Below are 26988 nucleotides of genomic sequence, written 5' to 3'. Positions count from 1 at the left end.
CTATCTCTTGTTGTTGTTTTTTTAAGAGTCGGTAACGCGGCTAACGTCCGTACAGCCGAGGGTAAAGACGCCGGGCACGGGGCAATAGCCGCTTTGCGCAGATCGCTATCCGTTTTGTGCAATGCCCTGAGTCGGGCGTGGGGCGGGGAGTGTTCCAAGAGCCTGTAGCAACCCTGTAGAGGGTTGATTCATGGACTAGACTCACCCGGTTAGTGATGGAGTTAAGTCAGGCGCCGTCCACATCTGACGCCAGTCTCGCTCCAAGCAATGCGCGATCTGCAAGCTGATAGTTGCACCTGCAGGGTCTATCTATCGGTAGTCAGCGACTGGCATAGGTGAGGCTTTGGTCATGGCAAAGAACAAGAAGAAAACCCCTGTTAAACGTAACGCCGCTGAACCCTTGAAACTGAAGAACAAAGACTATCTTGAGCAGTTACGCCTGCTGCATGTCGAAATGGTCAAGTTGCAGGAGTGGGTAAAAGCCAAGGGCATCAAGATCTGTATCGTCTTCGAGGGGCGCGACGGTGCCGGCAAGGGTGGGACGATCAAGGCGCTCACTGAAAGGGTGAGCCCGCGTGTCTTTCGGGTGGTGGCGCTACCTGCACCGACCGAGCGCGAGAAGAGCCAGATGTATATACAGCGCTACCTGGCGCACATGCCTGCGGCTGGAGAAGTGGTGATCTTCGATCGCAGTTGGTACAACCGCGCAGGGGTCGAGCGGGTGATGGGATTTTGTACCAATGAACAGACGACCCGTTTCCTGGCCCTGGCCCCCCTCATGGAACGCTTGATGGTCGACTCGGGCGTGATGCTGTTCAAGTATTGGCTGGAAGTCAGCGAAGAGGAGCAGACCCGCCGGCTCGAGGCGCGGATCAAGGATGGCCGCAAAATCTGGAAACTGACGCCAATGGATCTCAAGTCATACAGCCGTTGGTATGACTACTCGCGCGCACGTGACGACATGTTCAAGGCGACCGACACCGATCATGCTCCGTGGCTGGTGGCCGACTCGAACGACAAAAAGCGGGCCCGCCTCAACATCATCTCTGATTTGCTCAGCCGCATTCCGTACAAGAATGTACCGCGCGAGAAGGTGATTTTACCCAAACGGCAGAAATCAGGCGGCTATCGTGAGCCGAATTATCCGCTGCGGCGAATTCCAGAAAAATTCTGACCGGCACGTTCAAGCGGATCTGCGCTGTACACCAAAGGGCCACAGTCCTATGAGCCATTCGGATGCTTCGTCTCCCGTCCCGGAACCGGGCCGGATTACCCATCGGGATACCGGCGGCGACACCGGTTGGAGTCGCTGGCTGCCAGGACTGCGCACACTGCGCGGATACAAAATAGCCTGGTTTCGGCACGACCTCGTGGCCGGACTGGTACTGACCACGATGCTGGTGCCTGTCGGTATCGCCTACGCGGTGGCATCGGGCGTACCCGGCATCTATGGCCTTTACGCGACCATCGTTCCACTGCTCGCGTATGCGCTGTTCGGACCCAGCCGGATTCTGGTGCTGGGGCCGGATTCCTCGCTGGCTGCCGTTATCCTCGCCGTCGTCCTGCCACTGTCCGGCGGCGATCCGCATCGGGCAATCGCCCTTGCGGGCATGATGGCGCTCGTGTCGGGGGCGGTGTGCATCCTGGCCGGCATAGCGCGCCTTGGCTTTGTCACGGAGCTTCTTTCCAAACCGATCCGCTACGGGTACATGAACGGAATCGCGCTGACGGTATTGATCAGCCAACTGCCCAAGTTTTTCGGTTTTTCGATTGAATCCGACGGCCCGCTGAGAAACCTGTGGGCGATCGCTACAGCGATCATGGAGGGGAAAGCCAACTGGACCGCTTTCATGGTCGGCGCAGCTACTTTGGCGGTGATCCTGTTGCTCAAGAGCAACAAGCGCGTGCCGGGCATTCTGATCGCCGTGGCAGGAGCGACCGTCGCCGTGGGTGTACTGGACCTTGCCGCGCGCACTGGAATATCGGTCCTCGGCTCTCTGCCACAAGGCTTGCCTGCGTTCGCCATCCCCTGGATCACCAGTGCCGATATCGTCCCCGTCCTGATCGGCGGTTGCGCCGTTGCCCTGGTTTCGTTCGCCGATACCAGCGTGCTCTCGCGTGTCTATGCGGCGCGGACCCGTACCTATGTGGACCCGAACCAGGAAATGGTGGGCCTCGGAGTTGCCAATCTGGCCGCCGGGCTTTTTCAGGGTTTTCCAATCAGCAGCAGTTCGTCACGTACGCCCGTGGCCGAGGCCGCAGGCGCCAAAACCCAGCTGACCGGAGTCATCGGCGCGCTTGCTGTTGCCTTACTGCTGGTGGTGGCACCGGACCTGTTGAAGGATTTACCCACCAGCGCATTGGCTGCGGTAGTGATCGCTTCCGCCATCGGCCTGATCGAGGTCACTGACCTGCGACGAATCTATCGAATCCAGCGTTGGGAGTTCTGGCTGTCAATCGTCTGCACCGTCGGCGTGGCCGTGCTGGGAGCTATTGAAGGCATTGGCCTGGCCATCGTGATCGCCGTCATCGAATTTCTGTGGGATGGCTGGCGTCCCTACTCTGCCGTTCTGGGACGCGCGAAAGGCGTCAAGGGTTATCACGACATCAAGCGCTATCCCGACGCACGCCTAGTTCCAGGGCTAGTGCTGTTTCGCTGGGATGCGCCGTTGTTTTTCGCCAACGCCGAGTTGTTCCATGAGCGAGTGCTCGACGCAGTGGCTGCGTCGCCTACGCCAGTGCGCTGGTTGGTCGTTGCGGCGGAACCCGTCACCAGCGTGGACGTGACCTCTGCCGACATGTTGGCGGAGCTGGACGAAACCTTGCACGCGGCGGGCATCAAGTTGTGCGTGGCCGAGATGAAGGACCCGGTCAAGGACAAACTGAAGCGATTCGGGCTTTTCGCGCGGCTTGGCGAAACGGCGTTCTTTCCAACAATAGGCACTGCGGTCGACAGCTATCTGATGATTCATCCGGTGGATTGGGAGGACGAGGATCACTGAGTGGCAGCGCAAGTCTTTATCAATATTTACCGACTCGCCCGCGGCCTGCACGTCGCAAGCCCGTCTATGCTGGACTTACCGAACGCATGTCTTTGTCACCCTCTACAGGAGGTAATCAATGGTTCCCATACCCACTCTCGAAAAGGTTTTTTCCCGAGACCTGCTCGATGTACTGATTCGTGCCGGAGTGATTGCCGTCCTGGTGATGTTTTGCTTTCAGATATTCAGCCCGTTCCTCGACCTGATGCTATGGTCGGTGATCCTGGCAATCACCCTCTACCCCTTGCAAGTCAGGTTCAAAGGCAAGCTGGGGAACAAGGACGGGATCACCGCGACGCTGATCGTATTGATCGTCATCAGTATTCTTATGGTGCCTGTTTATTTGTTGGGAGCCTCGCTTGCGGATTCCGTGGAGAGGGTCATGACCATGGTCAAAACCGACAGTTTCCATATTCCGCCACCGTCCGATGCGGTCGCCAGCTGGCCACTGGTAGGAGAACCTCTCTATAACTTATGGGCACAAGCCACCACTGACCTGCCCGATCTGGCTCAAAAGTTCATACCGCAAATCAAAGGTATCAGCCTCTCCCTGCTGAGCAAGCTTGCGGGTGTCAGCATGGGACTCCTTTTATTCATCGTCGCCTTGCTTATTGCCGGTATTTTTTTAGCGTATGGCGAAAGCGGCCACCGCAGCGCGGTGCGAATCGTGACGCGCTTCAGCGGCCCGATCAACGGGCCGAAAATCGCCGATCTGTGCACCGCCACCATCCGGGCAGTGGCGTTGGGGGTGGTCGGCATTGCGTTCATTCAGATGCTGTTGGTGGGCATCGGCTTTGTGTTCATGGGCGTTCCCGGCGCCGGTATTCTCGCCTTGGCGGTGCTGCTTCTTGGCATCATGCAATTACCGGCAACCCTGATTACCCTTCCGGTCATCGTCTTTGTTTTCATGAGCGAAGGTGCCAGTACGGCGACCATTGTGTTTGCCATTTATGTCTTCATCGCGGGACTGGTCGATAACGTCCTCAAACCGCTGCTGCTCGGTCGTGGTGTTGATGTACCGATGCCAGTGGTGCTGATCGGAGCCTTGGGCGGCATGGTCACGAGCGGAATCCTCGGCCTGTTTATCGGCCCTGTGATACTCGCGGTCGGCTATCAGTTGTTCTGGGAATGGGTGGATCAGGCGCAAGAGCCCGGCCCAGACAACCAGGGACAGGCCTGACACAGCGGCAGAGGATATTCCCATGCTGTTGAATCTACTGGCCGGCCTTCCCGTGATGTTGTTATGCCTGGTACTGCAAGCCATTTTCGTGACTATGTGCCTGCGTCATTACGTGCATTTCAGGCATTCCAAACCGCCTGAAACGCAATGGCTGAATATCCTGTTGTTGTCGATGGTGATGCTGCTGATGTTGCTGAGTAATTTCGTGCAGATCGCCATCTGGGCCACGCTGTTCATGCTGCTCAACGAATTCGACGAATTCGCCATCGCGCTGTATCACTCGGCGGTCAACTTCGCCACGCTAGGCTACGGCGATATCGTCATGTCCTCTCGCTGGCGTCTGCTTGGCCCATTGGAGGCCGCCAACGGAATCCTGATGTTTGGTGTCTCCACCTCAGTGATGACCGCCGCGGTGATGGATGTCATAAAGCACAACATGGACAGGTTACTGCAGCGTGAACGCCCATAGGCATGCGCCGATCATGGCAGGGCTTTCTCCAGCGCCTCACGCAATTGTGCCGCCGTGGCGTATTCGTGCTTGCCCACCAATTGACCGTCCTTGAGCTGCAGCCAAAGCACTTTATCCACGGACCCGGGGTAGCGCGGCGCCACGCGACTGTCACGGTCAAGCATCACTCGATAGGAATAATCGCGCATGGCCGGTATTGCGAACATCTTCGCGATCAGTCGAGGCATGCGCTGGATGTCCGCGACGAATACCGCGTGCCGAGCCTCCAGGTAGCCCTTGGGCTGGTCCTGCAGAGCGGCGCCGACCAATTTGGCGGCGTCCATGCTGCGCGCCACCAGCAGCGTTTGAGTCTGGTTATCGAGCGTGAAGGCCTGATCGAACTGATCAAGTAAGGTCCACGGCGCCAAGCGCTCGCCAACCTCCAGCGCCTGAGCCCAAAGAGGCAGAAGACTGAGCAATACCACCGGCCAATATTTCAAGTTCTACTCCTCGTTCGAGCGCAAATACGTAATGGCCATCAGTCTACACCGCCCGTTCCGCGAGCTCAGTACTCCCGTTTACCGTTTCACGCTTTCTGCTTGTCGCAAATGATATTGAAGAATAAAGTCTGTCGCGGCCCACCCTCTGGATGCATTGATATTCGTGAGATCAACGAACCAACAATTTTTTGGAAAGTCTGTCGTAGGTACCAAAAGGCAACATTCTCTAAATATTTCTGCGAAAAAAGTCTGTCATTCAAGCGACAAAGGACTCACGTAGACTGGTGCAGGGGCGTGCTAATCAACCATCCTTGGAAGTAATTCACGATAATCGATTGGGTCGAACGCCCTCTTCTTGGGGGGATTGACCACACACAGACTCTAGCGAGGAGCTGCGCTGGACTGACCTTGCTGGCCATAGCTGCAAAAAAATGCACTAGACGTTTTGATGTGGGCCGGACGGGGGAAGTTTGTGCTATTTCCCAATCAGCAAGGAAACCTTTGCTCCCTGTAAATCATTTTTCTGCCCTGTTAACTATCCTGATTAACAGGGCAAAAATTTGGTTTACAAGAGCGCTCCTGTTCAGAAGCAGGTATTCAGGTCTATCTACGAAACCAGAGGCGATTCAAACCTCACCCTATGATGTTAAACACAACGCTGCCAGCCGGCAGGCTGTTGAACAGATGAGGGGCATGACAGAATATGCAAATGACTATACTTGCTAAGGATAGAAATGAGCTTTTTCGACCGTCTATTCTACTTTCGAGAGAGCGATGCCCGCTCACCCTTAGAAGACTTCCTTACAGAATTACTAGCCGAGTGGCTGCGTCAGGTCACTCTGTCCGGCAGAATTTCAGAGGTTTTGACCGGCCTGTTTAAACTGAACCCGAGTCAGCTAGGTAATCAAAACAACCTCAATACTATTGTATGGGAAACCCAGCACATCATTGGCCCGGGACACCGTGCAGAAGGGAAACGTCCAGACCTAATCGGTCGCACTACTGATTTTTTCCTAATCCTTGAGAACAAAATCGCAGCGGGTTTCACTCAGCACCAAGATGTTTTGGGCGAGATCAATCAGCTTGCCCTTTACGAGTCTTACCGGCACGAACGAGTAGAGCCATATGGCGGCCTTGTGCTACTTACACACTTCACGCTGCCACCTAAAGACTGGTCACATGGTGCGGTTTACTGGCGCGATGTAGAGCAATACCTGCGCGCGTTTGTAGGTGATAGTTCGGCCACCTCGATCTCGACACTAGATTACTTTACCCGGCAACTAACCTTGTTTCTTGGAGAGAATGGCATGAGCGGTACCCGCATCGCATTACAAGACATCACCGCATATCCTGCCTACCAGCGGCTCACAGAAGGCCTATATGGACTGGGAAGCATCGCCGAGAACCGCCTAAAGCTAGCGTTCCTGCAAGAGGATTTGCAGCAGCTAAAGGCCCCACGTGGTGGGAGCGGCGGTGATTTTATTTGGCCAGCATTCTTTGGATGGACATTATGCAATGGTGGCTACAAGCCCCATGATGCCCACCTCATACTCTGGAGTGGGACCATTGCTGGTGAAGTTTACCAGTCCATCAAGCCTGCTACTGTCGGTATTCCTGACCTGTCTGTTGGTATCGGTCTTTGGTGTAATCCAGTATCCGAAGAGGAACAAGGCCGCCTGAATGAACTGGTTCACCAGTTGAATTCACTGTCCTTAACTCAGTGGATTTTTAGCGTCCAGCATCGCGTAGGGTATGGTCCGATCATCTTGCTGTACACACGACGCTCGCTAATTGATGTTCATGTTCAAGCTGACGGTGGCGACTTCGATGACATCGCTGGTGAGTTTTTCCAAATCCACTGCACGGCGCTACTCAAAGTACTATCCACGCAATTACCCGGAACTGATAAAAGCGTTGCGCAGTACATGCTGGACCTGACCCCGGCAGAATGAACCATGTGGACTTTCGTCCACTAACGTTAGCTCTGAGTCGACTTCTGCCGGTCGCGACAGGAGCAGCCACTTCTACAATCTCCTGCAATCGTGCTATCAGGAAAACCCTCCTCGCTTAAGACGGCCAGTTTCTTCAGGCGTCGTTGCCCTTACGGGGAGGCCGTTTCGGTGAGAAATATCGAAGCTGCCTCTACTCATCCTCCCAGCGGGAGGCCGTAGCGCATTTATTTGTGCTCAGGTCTTGCTTACAAGACTCATCACCGCATGTGGGGTACTGGCTACTCAACTCACATTGGACGATCCTGCTCGCACGTGGTCGTCACCACTCAGACCAGTTCGGCGCCACTCAAGGTCACCAGGGTGACCATGTAAAAGTGCATGCGATGGCCCTGTCCGCGCGGCTCGGTGCCGCCGGTGCTCTTGCGCCTCTCAGTTCTACGAATGAGTAGAGAGTCCGTCTTGGCCTGCTCCCTGAACATTATTTGTATTGGAAGTAGCGGGCACGCCGTGAGGTGTTGCCGAGGCAGCAGGTGTCGGTGCAGCAGGCTTGGCCGCGGCTGGTTTTTTGACCGCTGGTTTTGCAACATGCTCTACGGCTGGTTTTTTCGCAGCAGGTTTCGCAACAGGCTTGGATGCCGCTACGGCTGGTTTTTTCACAGCAGGTTTCGCAACAGGCTTGGATGCCGCTACGGCTGTTTTTTTCACAGCAGGTTTCGCAGCAGACTTGGATGCCGCCACGGCTGGTTTTTTCACAGCAGGTTTCGCAGCAGACTTGGCCGCAGCTACGGCTGGTTTGCCAGCCCTTGGAGCAGCGTTTGTACCCACTACTAGTGCTGCAATCGGTTGTACGGTGAGTTCTACACCTATCGCCTTCATCAGTTTTCTAATGGTCTCAAACCGCGTTTTCGCGCCGGATTTCAGCACCTTGTAAAGGCTTTCACGATTGACCCCAGCATCCTTGGCGACCTTATTTACGCCTTTAGCTTTTGCGACTTCTGCCAAAGCATGAATGAGACCTTCCGTATCACCGGCTTTCATACTTTCAGCCAAATAAGCCGCCATAGCTTCCGGGCTGTCGAGAAAGCGCGAAGCTTCATAACGAGTCGTACCAGAAGCGTTGAGGCTGAGGATCGGCATATCCCCGGGGTTGAATTTCGTATCGCTCATATCATTGGCCTCTCAGCGCATCGAGGATCGTTTTAGCTCGCTTGATACCTCGCTTTTGATCCGTTTTATCGCTTCCGCTGAGCATCAAGAACTCAGCTTTCCCCGAGCGTACAAAGTAAATTCTGTACCCTGGTCCTACAAAAACACGCATTTCGCTCACCCCATCGCCTACCGGTTCGCAATCTCCAAAATTGCCGTCTCCGGCGCGATCCAGGCGGGCCAAGATGGCCGCTTTTCCTTGAACATCCTTCACACCGTCAAGCCAATCCTCAAACTCGGGCGTTTGGTGGATCTCGCATGTTTTTTTCTTATTGATCATAGTCCCATGTGTAGCCAGATGGCTACTCCTTGTCGGTGCGAGGTTGAGCGCAGGTCAAGGTGAAAACCGTCAAAAGCGCTCTGGTTCAAGACAACGTGTTCCTACGTGAAGTCTGAGAGATCAAACAAACCCCGTCCCTCAGCTACGAAGTATCCAACCCTCCAACGTAGCCAGCGTATCGCGCATGGCTGCGATCGACTTTTGCGCGAATCTAGTGAGATTTAGCAAAATTCGCTAGACATCGCTAGACCTTCCTATATTTGGTTGGCCTGGGGAGTCGTCGGACTAGAGGACTGCCTAATGGCCGCGGGCGCGAACTCCCGCTCTTGCGGCTTGTCATCAAAATTCCAGGCGCGCTCCTCTTCGTTCTTCATTCCCATGACGAGGTAACGGCCGGACTGAAGATCGCAAAGCGCATCCATGGTGAAAGAAGGCAACTGCTCATGTTAGTAAAACTGGGCATGCCCTTCAGTGACTCGCCAAAGGGCATCTCGACAGTCGTAGTGGTCAACGGTGGCGATCCGCCAACACTATGATCACCGCAGCGATGTAATTGACCTGGATAGGTGGAACAGATTCGGGGGTGAGTCAGTTACTCAGGGGCCGTACTCAAATGGAGATCTCTAATTAGAGCTTTGCGATACCGCAACGGTGTTCCATTGAGCTCGATAAATAACAATCGATTTGCTGCGTTCACAAGCATGGGCATTTGATGGCTGGGAATACACACATAACCCGTCAACTGTTTGTCATTGATGTGGAGGGAGCCGATGGCCGCTGGTTGCTCTACCAAGGTATCCAGCCATGGATCGGCTACTAAACGCAGAAGTGCTTCTGGATATTTGAATTCCTCTGGAGAGGTAACACGCCCCACCAAGGTCAAGGTGGCCATCTCCTTAAAGTGGCTCTTCCCTTGCCACCGGTCCGTAGGCCGAGATAGGTAGAACGACCAGCTAAAATCCCAGCTTATGATCTGTATTTCATACCGAGCGAACAGCGTCTCTAACCGAGACCGGCCACGTTTTTTTGGAAGCTTACTCGGAGGAATTTTTGCCATAGCCTTTCCGTTTGTGAGACAAGCCATGATCTCTGGGCAGGTGCGGCAGTTCCTGGTCTGCAGCACTAACTGGAATTACCGTCTCACGTGTCCGGGGAGATGCAAGGCTGAGGTGAGCGGCTTATTGCCACCACTGTAGGATGTCCCAGCGGAGGATTTATCGGGATTTGTGAAGGGAATGGCCAAGCTACATGCATCACTGTATACGAGATTCAAGCGCTGGTTCCGCAGGCCTAGTGACCCTGCAGCTAATGTCAATTACGTACGGCTAAACTCTCAACAGGGTCTTTTATACAAAATTGGCTTCACGACCACGGCTAGCCTGGTTGATCGCATGGCGTATGGTGGTCACGGCGATCAAAAACTTATCGATAAAGAGTTTTTCTTCACGCAGCTCGACGATGCATGGGATGTTGAGCAAACACTATGGTGTACCGATGCGAATTCCGCCCTTACAAAATGAGGTGATCAGGGAGCTGCTAACAACGCCGACACCCGAAGCCGTCGCCCCTGTACCAGCCCTATTCCAGCCGCCCGAGCCAACTCGGCGAGGTCGCCATAGCGCTTTAAGCTTGCGTCGGTGGCGTAGGCAACGACCGCGGCCGCTGATGCATGCATAGCGGAGACAAGCATTTGGCGCTCGACCGCCCCTAGCGCCAGCAGATGGATGGGGTCAAACAGAAGGAGATCGGGTTTCTTCCCGGAAGCCATGATCGCTTTCAGCTCCACTTCCCACTTTTCTGCGTGAACGGCAGGCGCGCTATTGTCCTGAACGCATACTCCGACTTCGACCGGCGCTGCATTGCTTTGTACTCCGTGCAGCACGGCGTTCGGCTTGGCAATTTTTAGCAGATCCAACAGCAGCCCATCGCCACAGCCGAGGTGGACGATCGGTCCTCGTGCGCGCTTTATGACCGCCTCTTGTTCCCACAGGATTGTCGCGAAACGCGAACGGCGAGCAAACTCACTGGCGAACGAAGGGTCCGTGTGGATGAAGGTGTCGATCTCTGGCGATAGCATCCAGGGTTTATGCATCGTTACGGCAATGCGATTGCTACGTTCGTGCAGTGCCGTTCGGTAAGCAAAGCGTAAACCCGGCATCTTTACTTCCATTAGGCCTGCACGCAGCGTGGCACTTGGCTGGACGTGTTGTAGTGTTTTCCACGCCTGGGCCGCGTCATTGAAGCCAAGGGCGAGCGCTCGCACAATAAAGGCGTTCACAATTTCGACAGTGGCAGGGCAGTCGAGTGAGCACGGTGCGTGCCGCAGTGGCGTGAGGCCAAGCGGCGCGAGCGCTACATATGCGTGTAAGGGACCGTTTCCGCCATTAAGCAGGAGCCGGTCACTCGTAGATTCGCGGGCCAAGGCGCAACATGGAGGCACCGGGCTGGCAGCGCTGTGAAGCGGAAATACGGCATTGCGCCCCGTCACCTCCAATGCATAGGTGATGCGGGTGCGTGGGTCGAGCGCCTCGCCTGCGACAAGCACGGGAGAGACGGGGGCGCCCTCATCGAACGCGCAGTCGCACACGGTTGCCTTCAAGCTCATCTCCTGAACCCATTCGAGCGTTTCGGCAAGAGCGCGATATGGAGCCCAGAAGCGCATCCATGCCAGCCCGCCGTGCTTGACGTCGGCAAGATCGGTGACCAAGGAGGCGTGGACCATGCCTGGAATTTGGCTTCGCCATTGGTCCCCTTCTTCCGATGCGGCGAAACTAAGACGTCCGCGCGCGCGCGCGGCGCCATCCGCAGGTCCGGATCCCGCACTCGGCCAAGACCGCGATACGGCATCGAGCATCATAGTCCGCCAACCAGATCGCAGGCTTCGCGCAATAACCGGTCGTGACCATCCCGCCAACCCTCGACAATGATGGCTTCGACTGCGGTACGCTGAGGCGACTGGCTCAGTACCGCCCTACCTTCGGACAGGAGACGGGCTTCGGTATCTTCGAAGAGTCCGAACCACACCAAACAATCAACGGAACGAAGGCGCCAGTCGCCGTCAATCGCGGTGCCCGGACAGTTTCCCTTGCACATTAGAAAGAACCGGCAACCCTTGCATCCGCCTTCCTCCTGCGGCATTGCGTACAGTCCGAGCTGGCGTTCGTAGCCATTGACTGTGGCAGGTGTATATGCAATGCCATCCTTGTTTGTGCGGCCACAATTGGATCGCCGGCCATCCCCTTCGACACCTATGACGGCGCGGGTCAGATAGGGGTCGCATGCCCGAAACACGCAGGACGCTTCATCGTCTTGCCCAAGAAGCATCGACTCTAGTTCGCGGAACAAATCGAATCGCATGCATACCAGCGTCCGTTCGAGTGCGCGCAGGCGGCGCATGGCCAGCAGCGCCTGCTCCGTAGTCAGCACCAGATCCTCGGCTGGCCCGGCATTATCGTTTTCGAGCAGGTGTAGGCGCACGCGCGTTACACCCAAAGTGTCGAGAAACTGCAACCAGCCGCAGAGGTGGGCGAGCCGTTCACCAACCGCATTCAAACGGTGAAGCGTGACGATGACCCCCGGCGGCGCGCCTGTCCGACACATGGTTTCGATCACCGCCTCAGTCATCGCCGTAGCGCGACGGGTCGCGCGAAGGCTGCCGGCCCAGCGCGCATCGTTCAATTCGCCGGGGCCATCGATCGAGACTCCTACCTTTACGTTATGTTCAAGGAACAGGTCGATATCGCGTTCCTTGACCAAGGTGCCGTTCGTTTGAAGGCCTACCTGGCCATAGCGGCGCTGGCCGAACTCCAGAAGGTGCTCTAAATCGCGTCGCTTGGTCAGCATAATCTCGCCGCCAAACAACGTGAACGGCTCATCGAGTTCGTTCAGTACTTCGATGATCTTCGAAATCTCATAACGATTACCAGCGGTGCTACTGGCACGGGTACCTTCCTGATAGCAATATGTACAGCCGATATTGCATTTATCGCCAAGCGGTCGCACTTCGACACTCATAGCGTTCTCCTGTTATATCTGGACGCTGCTTGACGCAACGTACCCAAAAGGCAGGTCGGCCCGATCCTCATCGCTAAATAGCTCGTTCCCGCTGGTAACTATCAGCGAAATCACCCGGTCCTGATCGGTTAACAGATAATTGCGGTAGAGCAGGTTGCCAAGAGCTGCTTCGATTTCGCTCGGGCTCCACCTGTCGGTCAAGATGTCGAATTTGGCGATCGCGCGCGCCGATCGGCAATGCCCGATGATGGCGGTTTCGAGTTCGCTAGCGACAAAGAAGCGCTCGATGGCACACCGGCGGGTATCTTCGATCAAGCAGCGGCCTTCGCATGGAAGCGCGACCAGGCGAGGCGGAGTAGTCCCGGGTAGCCAGGCACTGCGCCAAGCCGCGATAGCTTGTTTTAGGGGAATCAGGTCGGATTCGCTGGCTGCCCGTGGCGCATAGCCATCGAAGAAATAGGCCAAGCCAAAAAGCGCATCGGCAGGGAGGTTGAAAATTGCGCCATATGAGCTTACCGGCTGTACGTCGGTAAAACCGATTGCCTCCGCTTGCTCGAAGTTGGGGCTGAAACGATCGAGTCGGATCCGGCCGCATCCGACTGGCGGCTGCAAATGCTCTAACATTGGAACGATGCGGGCCACATCGTCAAAATCCGCTGCGGCCTCCCCAGGAAAGCCGTACAGCATCGACCAGATCGCGCACATGCCAAATTCGCGGCAATTGCGTAGCAGGCGCAGATTGAGCATGCGGTCGACACCTTTGCGCATCAACTTGAGTACAGGGTCAGAGAGGCTTTCAATGCCTGGTTGTATCCACACCACACCGGCCTTGCCAAGTATGCGCAGCTTCGCTTCATCAAGGTTTGACTTGATTTCGTAAAAAAAGCGGTATTGCTGCACGTTGCCGTCTAGTTCGGCAATTACGCGGTCGACGTGCCCCATGCTCAGGATATTGTCGCATGCGGAAAAACGTTTGATGCCGTATGCACGCGCCAAAACTCCCAGTTCGCGCAGTACGCGGTTCCCGCTTTTCTCTCTGAATACCATGCTTGTGGCATTGAGCCCACAGAAAGTACAGTGGTTTTTTTGCCCCCACCAGCAACCTCGCGAGGATTCGAACGGCACGCTGCTGCGTATCCGGTGTGCTTCAGACATTCTGGCCAGTTGGCTGAAGTAGTCGCTGTAGTCCGGGATCGGCAAGTCATCGAGTTCGCGGACCGGTTGGGACAGCGGGTGCGTACCCGACATACGTCCCAGCCAGCCTTGGGTGCGGCGGGGCGAACGTCCGGCTAGCAAGGCTTTGACGAAATCAGGGAATAATGCGTCGGCCTCGCCTGTAAATACATAGTCGATCTGTGGGTAATGTTGGATCAGCACGGCCCCCATCGGACCGTGGCAATTTGCGCCACCGAAGCAAATGATGATTTCCGGTGCAGCACGTTTGACGGAAGCCGCGATCTCCAGCGATGCCATGGTCTGTTGGAACATGGTAGTGAAACCCAAGATGCGTGGCTTGCGCCTGAGGATAGCTTGCGCTGCCTGCAGGATAAATGCGGGTGCCGTCTTGGATTTGATGGCCTCTAGATCGTCGAACTTATGTTGCTCTAAGGCCGTGTTGAGTTGTCCCTCGAAGACGGCTCGATTTTTTGCATTTACGGCCGGTGCTGGCTGTTCGAATAGCCATTCGCCAGCGAGGAGATGGCTTGGCAAAGTCTCGCCAAGGCGTTCGTTCAGGTCAATACCAATCATCTCGGCGAACATCAGATTCAAGTAGAGGGATTCGGTGCGTACCCCAATGGCCGTGAGCGCCGACTGCAGTAGCCCGAGTGCGGCCGAAGGCCGCAGCACCGACATAACCGGGGCCGACACTAGCAAAACGTCAGTCGTCATGTTGTCACCCATTTCAACACGACATTCTCCGACTGGCCCTCGGCGCACCTGGCGGCGGCCGTGTGTCGCGCCCGTCTTAGCAACAAAGGGGAGGAAAACATGCGGTCGCAAGCCGTGCAGATACCATCGAAATCCGTGGTGCGCATCGGCGCCGTATCGGCAGCGGTAATGTCGGCCAGGATTGCCACCGGCCCGTCCTTGCTGATCCAACGATATAAAGGGTCTTGCTGGGCCCGCGCTACCGCAATCTCCAAGCCATCATCCACTAGGTTTCCAACCACCATTGAGGAGTGGTGAGGCAAGACACCGCAACAGGGGATCACGTTACCTTGTGGATCGATTTGGACGTTCCGAAACACCGACTGGCAGGCCCCCCGATAGACCTCTGCATGCTCGGTGCGTGTGTGAAGGCGGACTTCGTCTACGGCAGCGGCCCGGCCGGTTGAGTTCACAGCCGTTTCGTAAATTTGAATGGCGCTCGCCTCTTGCAGTCCTAATTGCGCGCGCAGCGTCGCGGCGGTGATCGCGGCGCCAGGTTCGACCACTACGGCGATTCTTAACTTGAGAGAACGCAGGACTGCGGCAGCCACCGCATTAGCGATGTAATGCAGGCCTAGGAAAGCGGCATGGGCATCATCGTAAGATACAGTTATTTCGCTCAATCCAGCATCGCATAGCTTGTCGACGACCTTCTGAGCGTGGCCCGGGGACTTCGCCCAGAAAGCGCTGGTTGTGATACCGGTGCTAAGTCCTAGTCCGGCAGCTAGCGCGATTGCATCGGCTAGCAGGTCGGGATGCAGCAAAGGGTCGCCGCCGACAAAGTGGACTGCCCGGAACGCTTGGATGCCGGCAGCTTGTGAAATGGCTAGCGCTATCTGTTCAAATGACAGATGACCAGCCTTGAACATATCGGACGAATAACAGCAATGAGCACACTTTAAGGGACATTGAAGTGTAACGTTGATGACCAGAGCTGCGGGCAGCGTTTCCATGGCGTTGCTCCGTATTCGTTACAAGCAAAAACTGGCCGACCTGTACAAACGGACCTCTTCAGAACAGCCAGTTTTTTCGCCGATCTACATATAGGTGCCACTAAATATCGATGTGTACTATGCCCGCTTGTCTTGGCGCTTTCGCGATGGGGAACACACCTTTGGCTTTGATCATCGCTTCGATGTCCGCGTCAACAGTGATGCCTTGTGCCTCAAGAAATGCAATCGGGTCTTTGGTGATCTCGGATGGGAGTGGGGGTTTGGCTTTTAGCGCTTGGGCAGCCTGCATCACTTTGCTGTGATCGATACTCGTAATATTATTCATATCATTCCCTCTGTTTAGTTAAAGAAAACGCTCATCCACGTGTTGCGCATTGAACTGATCTTAGCTCATTAAAATGTTGTCACCAGCACATAATAGAATAAGAAAATTTCTCTCAGAGCCAAAGCAAGCAGAGATTTCCCTCGGTTTTTATTTATGGGTGCCACTAAATATCGATGTGTAATATGCCCGCTTGTCTTGGCGCTTTCGCGAGAGGAAACATACCTTTGGCTTTGATCATCGCTTCGATGTCCGCGCCAACAGTAATGCCTTGTGCCTCAAGAAATGCAATCGGGTCTTTGGTGATCTCGGATGGGAGTGGGGGATTGGCTTTTAGCGTCTGGGCAGACTGCATCACTTTGCGGTGATCGATACTCGTAATATTTTTCATATCATTCCCTCAGCTTAGTTAAGAAAAACGCTCATTCACGTTTTATGCACGGAACTGAGATTAGCTCATTGCAATGTTGTCATCAGCACATAACGAAATAAGAAAATTATCTCTCAGAGCTAAAGCAAGTCGAGATTTTCCTCGGTGTGTACTACAGCCTCGCAGCTTTATTAAGGCGGCGTTTTGCGCCTAGAGATTAGCAATTCGCTATTCAAAGCTTCTGCGACAACGAACACCGTCTGGATCCCTCCCACTCTCCTTCGGTTGTGAAGACCTCTACTATGGCGATACCGATTGTGGCCAGACGTAATCAGTTAATATCTGGGCCGATGCTGGAACTGTTTACAATGACTCCAGCTCAGCTTCGATGGCCGTGATATCAGTATCGATCAGATCATCGAGCAAACTGTCCTGCTCCAGGCTCATCTGCTCGCTACGCTTGGTGAACTTAAAGCGTTTGAGCTGCGTGATCTCGTGGGTGAGTTCCTCGATGAGCGTTTTGTCGTGCTGGGATTTCTTGTCCATAGCGCCGACCTGAAAAAACAACTGTGCAGCCAGAGCGCGCAGTTGTTCGGGGGTCAGTTGATCGAGGTCGGGCAGCGAAGTCATGGCGCCGATCTTGCCAGAACGTGTCAGAGACGATGATAGGCTGATCGGACAATTGCTTGGCCAGTTAGGGGCTACGGAGGTGACAGCCAACGTACGCGGTGCCTTGGATACAATCGGCAAGAACGAGGAGTTCATCAACATGGTGCTTGCGATGCTCATGACGCCGGAGTGACACATTCGCAACGGCTAGCGAACGGCCGCTGTGGACTCAACGACCGATACAACAAACGGACTCAGCACAATCCTAATTCGACTCATCCACAGCCCACGCCGGTTTGTAGTCGCATCGTTGACGCACGAAGCTAGTCGGTACTTTCACTCCCCCTTCAAAGAAATCGGTAAAACTGAAATCAGCCAGCTTTTCGGGGGCAACCAGCACGGACTCCTGAGCAGGTCCGAGGAAGAGTACCGGCCGAGTCGCTGCCACATTGGCGCATTCGTGCGAGTAATTAAAGTCCAGCGTATGAGCCATCAAATAGACTTTTTCCGGCACCCGGGAGTCGGCTATCTGATTACCGGACCAGCTCCACCCGAAATAGAGAATTACACCGAACACAAAAGCGGACAGTAACGAGAAAAGCGGGGCCGCAGTAGCAGTATTACCATCAACTTTACCCTTCAACCAGCCGGCTACAATCAGAGCGTGAACCAGTAAAAAAATCAATGCCACAGTAAGTACGAACGGCAACAACAACTTAAGCACCAACAGTGCGGTGGTAAACACAAATGTGAAGGGCAACGCGGAAGCATCTATGTGAAATACTCCATTGATGTAGCCCGCAGCTTTGCCTCGGGCGTAGAGCACCACACCGGAAAGAATAATCGAAACCAAAAACTTGGTAATGGTAAAACCCCACAGGGACCTCACCACCGCGGAGCGCTCCAATGACACCCCAACGAAAAGGGTGCACAGTACTACCGCCCAGAGCCTAAATGCCAAAGTGTGCTCGCGCACCCAATCAATATCGCTGCCAGCGGATCGAGTGATCGCCAGAAGGACACCGACAGTACCGACCAGGCCAAGAGCCCAACTGATTTCATAACTGCGTTCGTCTTTTTCATTCCCCTGTACGCTCAGCCATTCGCTTAAGCGCTGATGAATGTCGCGAATATAGTACTTCAACGATTTTTGCTCTTCCTGAGTCAGGTCCTGCACACTTCCACGAAGTTCCTGATGAATGCTCTCGAGTTGCTGTTCGACTTTTATCATATCTCTTAATAATATTACTAAATGGAGCGTTGGCGTGAAGACCTTTTATTGGTCCGTATAGGATCAAGACCTAGCGAAAAGAATCGAGGGTGAATGCAGGTCCGATAGCAGCGCTGGCTTATCTGCTAATTATAATCAACTCTTTCTAGCGGTGGCGGCTGATCAAGTCGAGTGTAGTTCGCAATTCGGTAAAATTTTTCTACACGACCACACATATTGAGTTTCATAGTGTCAGGGCCGGTGAACTCTCCCCGTTTCCGCTGATCCTCACCAGCCATTTTTGTAAAAAAAGTATCTACATCAGGGCCGTTTTTAACTATCCGGTGATCTGCATCAATTGCTATTCCACCTGTCAACGGAGTCGTTTTAACAAGAACAAAATATGTAGAAAACCCAAGGTTACGACCACTTTCATCTCGACTGTGGAATACCATAAGTCCGTGCTGGGAATATGGAAGCTCGCCGGGGCTGAGTTTGAACATGATAGTATCACGTGTATCCACTCCCATCTTCTTGCAGACTACCTCTGCCTGCCACTTCCCAATTCCTCGACTAGACAGACCGGAATTGTCAGACGTTTGAGCTACGCATCCGCACACAAGAATTGAAGGCACCAGGGCAATAAGATATTTTAAAATTTTTGCTCTCCTAAACTTACTAATAGGTGAAATTCCGCTTCAACATATTATTAAGGGAGGGCGCATCGTGCCTGCTGCTTATTACAGAGACACACCCCTGAATGTGCAGACCTCCCCCCTCGTACTAAGCACTTGAGAGTACGAGGGGCTGATGATATCAAATAGACACTACTGAGTGGTATAGGCATCATCTTGAATTAATCCTATTCGCTCAAATCAACGACTCGGCTCACCGCATCAACTGTACATACTGCATTAAAGGCTATGGTATCCATAACTGGACATCGCCGCCCGCGGTGAGGAGATTCTGGCTGCGCTCACTATCCTTAGCCCCCATCCACCCCGCGCTCTAGTTGAATGCTCTGAAACGATTCTCCAAGAAAGCTAAATTTCCGAGCAAAGAGCGCTGCGATACGAGTATCTGCTGTAGCAAAAAAAATCTGTCGACTGGAGTTCACGGCCAAATCGCGTAGATAGTCTAGGAAGGACAGTGCGTTTAAATCGTCGATATGCGCGATCGGGTCGTCAATCAGAAGGACCGGCGGTGCCTTGCTTGCGTTACGATTCATCGACAAAAATACAGAGAGCGCAAACGCTGCACGTTGCCCTGTGCTTATTTGCTCCAGCGTACGTTTCTCATGTGAGCCCGATGTCTGGAGGAGTGCCTCTCCCTGGCCAACATATTCATATTCGTTCGGCGCATGGATGCGACTGAAAATTTCATTTATCTGCGAGCTGATGGCGCTCAACGATTCTTGCGTTGCGTGTTCAAGAGAGCACTCATTGCGAAGCAGCTCCAGAGTTTCTTTGGCGACCTGATAGTTTTCCGCCTTTTCCAAGTTTTCGTTCAGCTGCCGGTTCAGGTGCTCAATCTGCTCGACAAGTGTGGAAATTTTGCTAGACGCCATGTTTTCCATTTTGACGGCCTCCATCGCTTCAGAATGGATCCGAGTGGCGCCAATTATCCCGATACTTAAATCAGCAAAGTTTGCGCTGTCATCTATATCCAAAAAACTTTGTAAACCATCAATTCGGGTCTGAATCGATTCGATTTCACCTTGCATAGTTATTAGAGATTCTATACCTGCATTGGGTCGGGCTCGTGTTTGCCAACCTTCGACGGTGGCAGCAGCACTGAGACCAGAAAGCTGTTTTTCAAGGGAGTTATGCAGTTCGAAATTCTGAGTTATAAGTTTATGAGCTGCAGCAGCGGCTTCGCGAAACGAAGCTCGTGCTTCATCAATAGCTACCGTATCGAACTCTGTTTCAGACGTGAGCAGAAGCGTTGTGACAATGTCCCGAAGGTCGTCGTGCTCGCGTGCCGTCAACTTTGAGTTGGCTAGCTCCTTCCAGTCAATTCTGGCGGAGGCAAGTTCTTGCTCAGCACTCGCCAACTCGAATTGCAGTTCTGCCAGTCGGGCGGGAACCTCAGAGCAAAGCGCATCTGGTGCTAGGTCAATGGCACTTGCTATTCGCTGCAGGTTCTCAATGAGGCGGACTTTATCTTGAAAAAAATCGAGCTGTTCCTGAGCTTCGGAAAGTTTAGAAGTGACCTCTGTGAGCTCGTTGGTCTCTTCTAATGTTTGTGTGATTTGCTCAACAAGATCGGCCAACTTCTGGGGTGAATATTTGGCCCGGCAAATGGGACAATCGTCTTCCGGATGGCCAGCGTTGAACGATGCCACTGCAGCGGATCGTAGTTGACGTGCAGCTAGCGCTCGAGCGGATGCTGCCTTTCCAAAGCTGTCAGCCAGATTATCCAAACTGATCACTTGATCAATGCAGTCCTGGACATCCAAGGTTGCGTCGCGAATTGCAGACTCCAGCGTTTCGGCTGCATACCCTTGAGGTACTTTGGGAATATCGCCTGTCGCGTACAGGCCCAATCGGCCCTGGGCGATTTCTACCGCTGTATTGGCCTTCTTGCCACGAGCATAGGCGATGGCGAAGCCACTATTCACGTAGGTCAGCCAGCGATCTAGGGTTTCACAAGCCTCTTCGCAGGCAGCTGCATGTTTAGCAAGCCGATTCATTTCCTGCACATATTTTGTTCGATCCGCTTCGAGCGGAATAGCAAGCGCCAATGCCTGGTTTATCTCTTTGCCGCGCGTCGAAATCGCGTCAATAGACACCACGGCTGAACCCGCCGAAAGTACAGATTTCAGATGGCCGAGTGCCTCCGCGAGGCCATTTGCTTCTTCTTCTGTGACTAGCGGCGCCGTTACCTTTTGAGCTTTCCAATTAAGCCCTTCCAAGGCTACGCGAAATGCCTCTGTGAGAGCTTTGCCGTCCGAGGGGCGACTCTGAGTGTCCTCAAGCTCCTTCTGAGCAATCTCTAGCCTCTGCCGACTTTCGTCGACTCGCATGATTGAACGCTCATGGGCGGTTTCGATCTCAGGCGAAATCTTGCCGAGATAGTCCCAGATCATTGAGGCATCCGCACCGACAAGCAATCGGCTCAAATCACTTGGTATTTCTGATGGTTCTAATTCTGTCGAGATTCTGAATGCCGCATCTGTATCGAGAAAGTTGTATCGAGTGAATGCACTCAGAATCGACTTTGCAAGTCGTTCGTCCCGATTATACCAACTGAAGCAGCGAGCTCTGATTCGACCGGCCTCTGCCGAGGCTACCAGCGCCTCAGTCTTACCAACCAATGAGCCGGAGATTTTCGGAATGACCGCGTTCCCCTGCCTACGGTTATGACCACAGTAGAAATATTCGACAGCTTCAAGCAACGATGTCTTACCAGTACCGTTGGCTCCAACGATGAGGGTTACCTGGCCAAAGGTGTACGACTTCCCGTCGTGAACTGGACGGAACTGATCGATCGAGATGGATGCGAGCCATTTCTGAGTAAGAAGGGCGTCGGATGGATTTAGCGTCAGGGTCTTGTCTGCGACGGGTACGCGTTTGGCTGACCGGGTGCCGATGCGCTCAACAACGTCCTTTCGTGTAGGTCGATCGAGCAATTCATCCAAATCTGCGGCGGCGAGGCGCTTTTCCCATTCGCCAACGACGTTGAAGTCCTTGCCAGTGTCGGTTGGTGTGAAGTACTGGGCGGCGCCAAGCAACGCTTCAAGCTCTTCTTCGGAGACGACGCGCTTGCGTGCGTACTCTTTGTCCGACTCAATAGTCGCCTTCGCTTTTTCAAAGTCATCATGGCGTAGCGATTTCGGGCCGGCAACGATGTAAAGGTACTTGTTCCATCGCAAGTCGCCAGGCGTGCCGAAGAAATCGTCGCCCAGGATTCGCTCCTGAAAGTCGTATAGTTCGCCAGCGCGACCAACCACGTTATCGGCAAGATCCACATAGGCGATGGCGTAGCACTTGCCTTCGTGGCAGCGCTCGCCTCGTACCACCGCATCATCGATATTCTGAACGTCACTGAGCAGTGCGAAGACTTTCTCTCGAACTGACTGAAGTTCCAACATTTAGTCCGCCTCTGCAATGGAGGTAGCGCTGCCGCCCCCATGGGTGATGTCAGTGAGTTTGGAAATTGGTGCGAACTCGGCTTGCCCATCTATCGTGTGATAGCAGACCGCGATGCGGTGCTTGTGGTTATCGTTGTTCTCTCGGCGCAGCAACTCAAACGCAGCGTCACTCACGTTTTTAATCATCTCTGAGCTCGGATCCATTCCTAGATAAGCGACCAAGGCCGGCTGCTTCCCATCTTTGAAGACGTTCACATGCGGTGAGTCTGGTCGCCACATGATGCGAGCTTCACCGCCACCGAGGTCGTGAATCTGACGCGGTAGCTTCTTCGTGGCCAAGATTTTGTTCAGAGCCGCAACCTTCTTGATGCTGTTTTCACGGGCATTGCGCGCAGCTACATCGCGGTCCAGAGCGAGAGTCACGCGTCGCACAACTTCGTCCTCGCCCAGTTTGCATGCGTCAAGTTCGCCAGCCTTGAACCAGGTTTCCTTGCACTTCGAGAGACCGCAGGAAAGCGCAATTGCACGCTCCACCTGTAGTCGGCTATTCACTGTCTTCAGGCTTGAGAACGCCGACGTCACATCAAGCGAAAGTGCGAAGAGATTTGACAAGCCCGGGTCAGGGTTTTCTGCGTTGGGCATCCAGGCCTGATGGTCATCATGCCAGGTGTACCGAACATCCATCTTTGGTCCGAGATGGTTGTCGTGCACGCGGTGGCCCAGTTGAACAATCTTAGCGACGGTCAATTCAAACGCAGCTGCGCCGAAGTGAAAGTGGAGCACATGCCGCTGGTTAACGTGACGCGAAAAATAAAGACCGCATTGTTCGTTTTTCTCAACCTCATCATCGTTAGATGAACAGCGATGTTCCGAGATGTACCAGGCGGACCCGCTCTCGTTCTTCCATGCTTCGCTATTGCCGCCGGGCTCATCAACCTGGACCATGTTCTCTGCCCAATTCAAGCAGACGATGTCGCAGTTGTTTAGGTCCTTACTTTTGTTGAACGTGTCGACGCGATAGCGCATGTAACCGGTGTGCTTAGGCTTCGGATTCAGCTGAATGTGTAGCAGCGTCGCGTTGCGTGAGAGTTTCCTGCGAAGCGTTTCGTCGGGTGAGACCTTGAAGGAGTCTGAGCAGATGATGGTTGCGAGCGAGAGCTCTTCATCCACCCCCTTGAATTGATAGATGACAGTACCGCAGCGAAGGTTCTTGTTTTCGAAAAAGTGCAGATCCCTCGAGGAAATCGTCTTGAACTGCAAGAGGACCACGCGCCGGTCCTTCCCATCAGCGTCCTTCGTTACGAAGCAGAAGGCGACGGGATCGTAGTAGATACCCTGAATGGCCGCAGATGTGTCTTTCTCGAAGATGACATCGCAGTAGCCATTGCAGTCGGTTTCGAACCTCTCGAGTTGAGCTGGCGTCATGCTTTCACAACCCAGCACCCAAAGGGCTCCGACAGCGGGGAATGTGGGGCCCTGAACACACTTCACCAGAGTCTCGATTGGGAGGTAGTACTCCGGGGTTACAACGAGGTGGTGTCCTTTCTCTGAGGCCAGCTCAAGGAAATTCGTAGCCTGCTTATCGGCGAACGCAAGGTCGAGCGGACCGATGCGGGTGTTGTCAGCCAATATTGGACCGGAAGGCTGAAGTAAAAGCGCGCGATACGACTGGTCGTTCGGGTTCAGCGCATCGAGAGATGGATTTCTGAGCAAGCGGGCTTGGAGCACGCCTTCCACGTCACGGATGGAAATAGTCATAACGCCTCCCTGCAGCGGCTATCGCCTGCTTCTTTTGCCGGCCGCATCGTAGCAGCTTGCCACTAACTCGGTGAAGAGAAGACAACAAGGTTTAGGTAATGGCTAGATGACGCGTGCATCAAACAACACGTTAAATAAACTGGCCACGCCGACGGCGCCGAGTGGTGGCCGATGGCAGGAGCACTCTGGAAGAAGCGTGTGCGCATTACGGATATATTCGTCTAACGTAACGCCCTATTGCGCATATCAATTCGAAAAGGTTTTCATCCGTAAAACAAGGGTGAAGACCTCCAATCACCTCGCTGATCTGACCATCAAAAACTTTCGCAAGCTGCGTGATGCCAAGCTGAAAATTCGCCCTGATTTGGTGTACTGATAGGGCCTGAATAACGTACGCATAGCGCAGTAGTGGGTGTGTATCGAACGCCTCTCACAGGGCATGAAGAATCGTATCCCCGCCTCGATGTCTCCAACCGACATCGTCCGCACGAAGGCGAGGAAGCTGGTGACACCAGCTTCCCTTGAATTAAACAGGATTTATAGACCAATCCCAACGTCAGATTTTGTCAGATGTCGTAAATTAAGAAGCGGCAGCGGTGATAGCTAAGGAGTAAACCACTACGATAGTCTGCACGCTTTATTCGACGCGCACCGATGTCAGCAACAACATCCTTGTGCGGGTGATACGGTGAGGTATCTGGAACGCATTGCACATATGTCGCTGCTTGCAAAAGCCTAGCGTTCCCAGGCTTCCAGGAAAGAGCAGATCCGTGGTGGGGTACCTGGACAACACTCAAGCGTCTCCAACGCTGCGAGCCAAAATGCTTCGCCATGGACTGGATTGTCAGTGAGTCCACCTTCAAATCTCCCAAAAGCAAGGTTGCGACATGAGGTTGGGGGTGCCTAGTGCCATGGACAGCACAAAGAGGACAGAAGTAATCACATGGTCGGATCATGCGCGTCAGTAGGCACAGAGAAATGTTATTCCTCGCTTTAGCTGACTGCCCAAAATGCTTGTCATAAATGCTACGCAGCTTATCGCGCCAATGCGGTTTAGGCTTGTGGTTAGGTAACCCCACCCGATAGCGTTTAACAATATCTTGGATCTCGGAGTCAACCGCTGACATCGTAGCGCCAGAGCGACGCGCAACACGCTCTCCTGTCGGTAGGCTTCTACAAACATCCGGCTGGTCAGAGTTGTAAAACATAAACTCCAAGTTTGTATTGATCACACGAAAAGGACGGCTGTGATTGAGCTTCGCAACTAGCGGACCAGCATCTTTAGATAAAGGGCCCATTGATAATGGTACGATTTGCGATCCAAGATCGGTTGCCCAGTTTTGCTCCAAGTCTCGACGTGCTTCGCGTCTAGGGGTGTGTTCTTCGAAAGGACCGCCTGCATCTCTGGGTGGATTAAGATCTTGCCTTGAACCACCACGTTCAGGATCGTTTGGGAGGTCTTTGGCTATGCCTCCTTCAACCTCTAAAATCGTTTCAACACGTTCAGCCAGTCCTCTAACCGCCAGCCAATGACTGGGGTAAAGCTGAAAGAGAGCAGTAGAGGATGAACAGGATTCACCAGTTAAACCTGCAGCTACAGCTAATTTTTGGGCCAAATCCGTGAATGGAAGAGCCAGCCATCTAATTGTCCATGTCGTTAGAAACTTCTCTACACCATTCACATGGTCATCGTCGAAATGGGAGAGAACAAACAGATTAATATCCTTGCCCTGCGCCCAATGCCGTCCCCATTGACCTGAAGCTAGACCATCTATCGCCGCCTTGATACGGTTTGGCCGCTTGGATCCGCAGTCATAAGCCCAAGTGAAGGAGCTCTGCCCATCTCGAGAGTGAGCTCTGCCGGTGAGAAATGTTCCGTGCCCTACGGGATGGAAGATTTGATCGAGTCTAGTCTCCATAGAATCCTTTTGAAGTTGAAATCGCTGAGTGAATCGCCCCGGGTTTTCTAGACACTCTCCAGGCTCGCTGCGTAACGCTTTTCAAACTCTACCGGTGACAGCTGATTGTTGAAACTTTGACGTCGCTTTGGGTTGTAAAACATTTCGATGTAATCGAACACATCATCCCGAGCATCCTGACGTGTAGTGTAGATTTTACGCTTGATCCGTTCCCGCTTTAGCAACTGGAAAAGCTCTCCGCCACAGCATTGTCGTGGCAGTTACCTCGACGACTCATGCTGGCTACCAGGTTGTTAGCTTTCAAGAAGCTTCGCCAGTCTGAGCTGCCCTGACTGCCTTGATCCGAGTGAATCATCACCTCTTGCTTCGGCTTACGTCTCCAAACCGCCCAGCAGTGCATCAATGGCTATGTCGCTGGTCATCTGCGACTTCATTGACCAACCAATGTAAGGGGCCGGCGAACACACCTTCCGAACTCCAGCATTAAGGACGATGGTGTCCGCGTATTTTTAAGCGGACGCTATCGCCCTTAACGTCAGGAATTCCATGCGCCAACGAAGCTCTTATCCCAAATCGTTCAAAGCCCAGGTTGTTCAGGAATGTCTGCAACCAGGCGCGACGATCTCCGGTGTCGCCATCAGTCATGGCATCAACGCCAACGTCATTCGAAAGTGGATGCCGCTGTACCGGGATCAGCCGCCAGCGGTGCTACCTGCTTTTATTCCAGTGAAATCTACGCCAAAACGGCAGAGTGAAACGTCGGCGGTAATCGATCTGCCGTTTGGCGATCAATCGATCACAGTGAAATGGCCAACTTCTGATCCTGAAGGATGCGCCCGCTTTGTCCGTGGGCTCACGCAATGATTCGTATCGATGCCATATGGCTCGCCACTGAGCCCATGGACATGCGTGCAGGCACTGAAACTGCGCTGGCCAGAGTGATTGGGGTGTTCGGTGCGGCGAAGCCGCACTGCGCTTATCTGTTTGCCAATCGCCGCGCTACCCGCATGAAAGTGCTGGTACATGATGGCATTGGCGTTTGGCTGGCTGCACGCCGATTGAACCAAGGCAAGTTTCATTGGCCTGGCATTCGACAAGGCTACGAAATGGAGCTGGATAACGAGCAACTTCAGGCCTTGGTGCTCGGTCTACCTTGGCAACGCGTTGGAGCAGGCGGTGCAATCACACTGCTTTAAGAAGCTGT

General features: G+C 53.8%; 24 protein-coding genes and 3 pseudogenes. 9 read left to right on the top strand and 18 right to left on the bottom strand.

Annotated features, from left to right (window positions below):
* Positions 1-349 precede the first annotated feature (349 nt).
* From ppk2 to PSH65_RS04710, 4 genes are all read left to right on the top strand, one after another.
* The gene (gene ppk2, locus PSH65_RS04725) at positions 350-1174 is read left to right on the top strand and encodes a polyphosphate kinase 2 (protein WP_305425140.1); all 825 of its coding nucleotides are present in this window, start codon (positions 350-352) and stop codon (positions 1172-1174) included.
* Positions 1175-1223: 49 nt separating this feature from the next.
* Positions 1224-3002 carry a SulP family inorganic anion transporter gene (locus tag PSH65_RS04720; RefSeq protein ID WP_305426939.1) on the top strand — a complete coding sequence of 593 codons (1779 nt, stop codon included), beginning with the start codon at positions 1224-1226 and terminating at the stop codon, positions 3000-3002.
* A 118-nt stretch (positions 3003-3120) separates the two neighbouring features.
* The gene (locus PSH65_RS04715; protein WP_305425139.1) at positions 3121-4221 is read left to right on the top strand and encodes an AI-2E family transporter; all 1101 of its coding nucleotides are present in this window, start codon (positions 3121-3123) and stop codon (positions 4219-4221) included.
* Between the two features lie 22 nt (positions 4222-4243).
* Positions 4244-4690 (top strand): potassium channel family protein, encoded by a 447-nt coding sequence (locus tag PSH65_RS04710; RefSeq protein ID WP_305425138.1) that lies wholly within the window; start codon positions 4244-4246, stop codon positions 4688-4690.
* An 11-nt stretch (positions 4691-4701) separates the two neighbouring features.
* On the opposite strand, the gene PSH65_RS04705 is transcribed toward PSH65_RS04710, so the two are convergent.
* Complete coding sequence (locus tag PSH65_RS04705) at positions 4702-5169, bottom strand: FAD/FMN-containing dehydrogenase (RefSeq protein WP_305425137.1); 468 nt, start codon at positions 5167-5169, stop codon at positions 4702-4704.
* A 734-nt stretch (positions 5170-5903) separates the two neighbouring features.
* On the opposite strand from PSH65_RS04705, the gene PSH65_RS04700 reads away from it, so the two are divergent.
* Positions 5904-7121, top strand: coding sequence for a hypothetical protein (locus PSH65_RS04700; RefSeq protein ID WP_305425136.1), 1218 nt, complete (start codon positions 5904-5906; stop codon positions 7119-7121).
* Positions 7122-7883: 762 nt separating this feature from the next.
* Here the strand turns inward: PSH65_RS04700 and PSH65_RS31730 are convergent.
* From PSH65_RS31730 to PSH65_RS04685, 4 genes and pseudogenes are all read right to left on the bottom strand, one after another.
* A pseudogene (locus PSH65_RS31730) lies at positions 7884-8288 on the bottom strand (addiction module antidote protein); the annotation flags it as partial.
* A gap of 1 nt (position 8289) precedes the next feature.
* Positions 8290-8607, bottom strand: coding sequence for a type II toxin-antitoxin system RelE/ParE family toxin (locus PSH65_RS04690; RefSeq protein WP_305425134.1), 318 nt, complete (start codon positions 8605-8607; stop codon positions 8290-8292).
* Positions 8608-8861: 254 nt separating this feature from the next.
* The gene (locus PSH65_RS31725) at positions 8862-8981 is read right to left on the bottom strand and encodes a hypothetical protein (protein ID WP_370694693.1); all 120 of its coding nucleotides are present in this window, start codon (positions 8979-8981) and stop codon (positions 8862-8864) included.
* Between the two features lie 218 nt (positions 8982-9199).
* Positions 9200-9499: a hypothetical protein gene (locus PSH65_RS04685; protein WP_305425133.1), complete on the bottom strand. Its 300-nt coding sequence runs from the start codon at positions 9497-9499 to the stop codon at positions 9200-9202.
* 343 nt (positions 9500-9842) lie between these two features.
* Here PSH65_RS04685 and PSH65_RS04680 point away from each other — a divergent pair, with 343 nt between their 5' ends.
* The gene (locus PSH65_RS04680) at positions 9843-10127 is read left to right on the top strand and encodes a hypothetical protein (RefSeq protein WP_305425132.1); all 285 of its coding nucleotides are present in this window, start codon (positions 9843-9845) and stop codon (positions 10125-10127) included.
* 5 nt (positions 10128-10132) lie between these two features.
* Here the strand turns inward: PSH65_RS04680 and PSH65_RS04675 are convergent, their stop codons facing one another.
* The 7 genes and pseudogenes from PSH65_RS04675 to PSH65_RS04645 all read right to left on the bottom strand — a co-directional run.
* The gene (locus PSH65_RS04675) at positions 10133-11314 is read right to left on the bottom strand and encodes a hypothetical protein (RefSeq protein ID WP_305425131.1); all 1182 of its coding nucleotides are present in this window, start codon (positions 11312-11314) and stop codon (positions 10133-10135) included.
* 146 nt (positions 11315-11460) lie between these two features.
* The gene (locus tag PSH65_RS04670) at positions 11461-12621 is read right to left on the bottom strand and encodes a radical SAM protein (protein WP_305425129.1); all 1161 of its coding nucleotides are present in this window, start codon (positions 12619-12621) and stop codon (positions 11461-11463) included.
* A 12-nt stretch (positions 12622-12633) separates the two neighbouring features.
* The gene (locus PSH65_RS04665) at positions 12634-14511 is read right to left on the bottom strand and encodes a RiPP maturation radical SAM C-methyltransferase (protein ID WP_305425128.1); all 1878 of its coding nucleotides are present in this window, start codon (positions 14509-14511) and stop codon (positions 12634-12636) included.
* A complete protein-coding gene (locus PSH65_RS04660) occupies positions 14508-15503 on the bottom strand; it encodes a radical SAM/SPASM domain-containing protein (protein ID WP_305425127.1) in 996 nt (331 codons plus the stop codon). Before PSH65_RS04660 ends, PSH65_RS04665 begins: the two co-directional genes overlap by 4 nt.
* A gap of 100 nt (positions 15504-15603) precedes the next feature.
* Complete coding sequence (locus tag PSH65_RS04655) at positions 15604-15828, bottom strand: hypothetical protein (RefSeq protein WP_305425126.1); 225 nt, start codon at positions 15826-15828, stop codon at positions 15604-15606.
* 163 nt (positions 15829-15991) lie between these two features.
* Entirely contained in the window at positions 15992-16216 is a 225-nt protein-coding gene (locus PSH65_RS04650) for a hypothetical protein (RefSeq protein ID WP_305425125.1), read from the bottom strand.
* Positions 16217-16561: 345 nt separating this feature from the next.
* Positions 16562-16825, bottom strand: a pseudogene (locus tag PSH65_RS04645) (transposase); the annotation flags it as partial.
* On the opposite strand from PSH65_RS04645, the gene PSH65_RS04640 reads away from it, so the two are divergent.
* A complete protein-coding gene (locus PSH65_RS04640; protein ID WP_305425124.1) occupies positions 16824-16997 on the top strand; it encodes a hypothetical protein in 174 nt (57 codons plus the stop codon). The pseudogene PSH65_RS04645 and the gene PSH65_RS04640 sit on opposite strands and share 2 nt — an antisense overlap.
* A gap of 72 nt (positions 16998-17069) precedes the next feature.
* Here PSH65_RS04640 and PSH65_RS04635 read toward each other — a convergent pair whose 3' ends face one another.
* The 6 genes and pseudogenes from PSH65_RS04635 to PSH65_RS04610 all read right to left on the bottom strand — a co-directional run.
* A complete protein-coding gene (locus PSH65_RS04635; protein ID WP_305425123.1) occupies positions 17070-18035 on the bottom strand; it encodes a hypothetical protein in 966 nt (321 codons plus the stop codon).
* A gap of 125 nt (positions 18036-18160) precedes the next feature.
* Complete coding sequence (locus tag PSH65_RS04630) at positions 18161-18517, bottom strand: hypothetical protein (RefSeq protein ID WP_305425122.1); 357 nt, start codon at positions 18515-18517, stop codon at positions 18161-18163.
* A gap of 482 nt (positions 18518-18999) precedes the next feature.
* The gene (locus PSH65_RS04625) at positions 19000-22107 is read right to left on the bottom strand and encodes an AAA family ATPase (protein WP_305425121.1); all 3108 of its coding nucleotides are present in this window, start codon (positions 22105-22107) and stop codon (positions 19000-19002) included.
* The gene (locus PSH65_RS04620) at positions 22108-23865 is read right to left on the bottom strand and encodes a hypothetical protein (protein WP_305425120.1); all 1758 of its coding nucleotides are present in this window, start codon (positions 23863-23865) and stop codon (positions 22108-22110) included. It lies immediately after the preceding gene.
* Between the two features lie 566 nt (positions 23866-24431).
* The gene (locus PSH65_RS04615; RefSeq protein WP_305425119.1) at positions 24432-25784 is read right to left on the bottom strand and encodes a hypothetical protein; all 1353 of its coding nucleotides are present in this window, start codon (positions 25782-25784) and stop codon (positions 24432-24434) included.
* 47 nt (positions 25785-25831) lie between these two features.
* Positions 25832-26230: pseudogene (locus PSH65_RS04610) on the bottom strand (DDE-type integrase/transposase/recombinase); the annotation flags it as partial.
* A 100-nt stretch (positions 26231-26330) separates the two neighbouring features.
* Between PSH65_RS04610 and PSH65_RS04605 the strand changes: the two are divergent.
* Together PSH65_RS04605 and tnpB are read left to right on the top strand one after the other, a co-directional pair.
* Positions 26331-26648, top strand: coding sequence for a transposase (locus tag PSH65_RS04605; protein ID WP_081625541.1), 318 nt, complete (start codon positions 26331-26333; stop codon positions 26646-26648).
* Positions 26645-26980 (top strand): IS66 family insertion sequence element accessory protein TnpB, encoded by a 336-nt coding sequence (gene tnpB, locus PSH65_RS04600; protein WP_305425118.1) that lies wholly within the window; start codon positions 26645-26647, stop codon positions 26978-26980. Before PSH65_RS04605 ends, tnpB begins: the two co-directional genes overlap by 4 nt.
* Positions 26981-26988 lie beyond the last annotated feature (8 nt).

This window comes from Pseudomonas sp. FP603, from assembly GCF_030687415.1.
Classification (GTDB): Bacteria; Pseudomonadota; Gammaproteobacteria; order Pseudomonadales; family Pseudomonadaceae; genus Aquipseudomonas; species Aquipseudomonas wuhanensis.
Note: the sequence above shows the minus strand (reverse complement) of the source record. Positions and strands in the feature narration are given on the sequence as shown.

Coding starts and splice junctions, on each gene's coding strand:
- PSH65_RS04625 (WP_305425121.1), bottom strand. CDS start 22,107: ATGTTGGAACTTCAGTCAGTTCGAGAGAAAGTCTTCGCACTGCTCAGT.
- PSH65_RS04710 (WP_305425138.1), top strand. CDS start 4,244: ATGCTGTTGAATCTACTGGCCGGCCTTCCCGTGATGTTGTTATGCCTG.
- ppk2 (WP_305425140.1), top strand. CDS start 350: ATGGCAAAGAACAAGAAGAAAACCCCTGTTAAACGTAACGCCGCTGAA.
- PSH65_RS04615 (WP_305425119.1), bottom strand. CDS start 25,784: ATGGAGACTAGACTCGATCAAATCTTCCATCCCGTAGGGCACGGAACA.
- PSH65_RS04720 (WP_305426939.1), top strand. CDS start 1,224: ATGAGCCATTCGGATGCTTCGTCTCCCGTCCCGGAACCGGGCCGGATT.
- PSH65_RS04680 (WP_305425132.1), top strand. CDS start 9,843: ATGGCCAAGCTACATGCATCACTGTATACGAGATTCAAGCGCTGGTTC.
- PSH65_RS04670 (WP_305425129.1), bottom strand. CDS start 12,621: ATGAGTGTCGAAGTGCGACCGCTTGGCGATAAATGCAATATCGGCTGT.
- PSH65_RS04640 (WP_305425124.1), top strand. CDS start 16,824: ATGGCGCCGATCTTGCCAGAACGTGTCAGAGACGATGATAGGCTGATC.
- tnpB (WP_305425118.1), top strand. CDS start 26,645: ATGATTCGTATCGATGCCATATGGCTCGCCACTGAGCCCATGGACATG.
- PSH65_RS04605 (WP_081625541.1), top strand. CDS start 26,331: ATGCGCCAACGAAGCTCTTATCCCAAATCGTTCAAAGCCCAGGTTGTT.
- PSH65_RS04635 (WP_305425123.1), bottom strand. CDS start 18,035: ATGATAAAAGTCGAACAGCAACTCGAGAGCATTCATCAGGAACTTCGT.
- PSH65_RS04700 (WP_305425136.1), top strand. CDS start 5,904: ATGAGCTTTTTCGACCGTCTATTCTACTTTCGAGAGAGCGATGCCCGC.
- PSH65_RS04665 (WP_305425128.1), bottom strand. CDS start 14,511: ATGACGACTGACGTTTTGCTAGTGTCGGCCCCGGTTATGTCGGTGCTG.
- PSH65_RS04650 (WP_305425125.1), bottom strand. CDS start 16,216: ATGAAAAATATTACGAGTATCGATCACCGCAAAGTGATGCAGTCTGCC.
- PSH65_RS31725 (WP_370694693.1), bottom strand. CDS start 8,981: ATGAAGAACGAAGAGGAGCGCGCCTGGAATTTTGATGACAAGCCGCAA.
- PSH65_RS04630 (WP_305425122.1), bottom strand. CDS start 18,517: ATGTTCAAACTCAGCCCCGGCGAGCTTCCATATTCCCAGCACGGACTT.
- PSH65_RS04655 (WP_305425126.1), bottom strand. CDS start 15,828: ATGAATAATATTACGAGTATCGATCACAGCAAAGTGATGCAGGCTGCC.
- PSH65_RS04660 (WP_305425127.1), bottom strand. CDS start 15,503: ATGGAAACGCTGCCCGCAGCTCTGGTCATCAACGTTACACTTCAATGT.
- PSH65_RS04715 (WP_305425139.1), top strand. CDS start 3,121: ATGGTTCCCATACCCACTCTCGAAAAGGTTTTTTCCCGAGACCTGCTC.
- PSH65_RS04685 (WP_305425133.1), bottom strand. CDS start 9,499: ATGGCCACCTTGACCTTGGTGGGGCGTGTTACCTCTCCAGAGGAATTC.
- PSH65_RS04690 (WP_305425134.1), bottom strand. CDS start 8,607: ATGATCAATAAGAAAAAAACATGCGAGATCCACCAAACGCCCGAGTTT.
- PSH65_RS04620 (WP_305425120.1), bottom strand. CDS start 23,865: ATGACTATTTCCATCCGTGACGTGGAAGGCGTGCTCCAAGCCCGCTTG.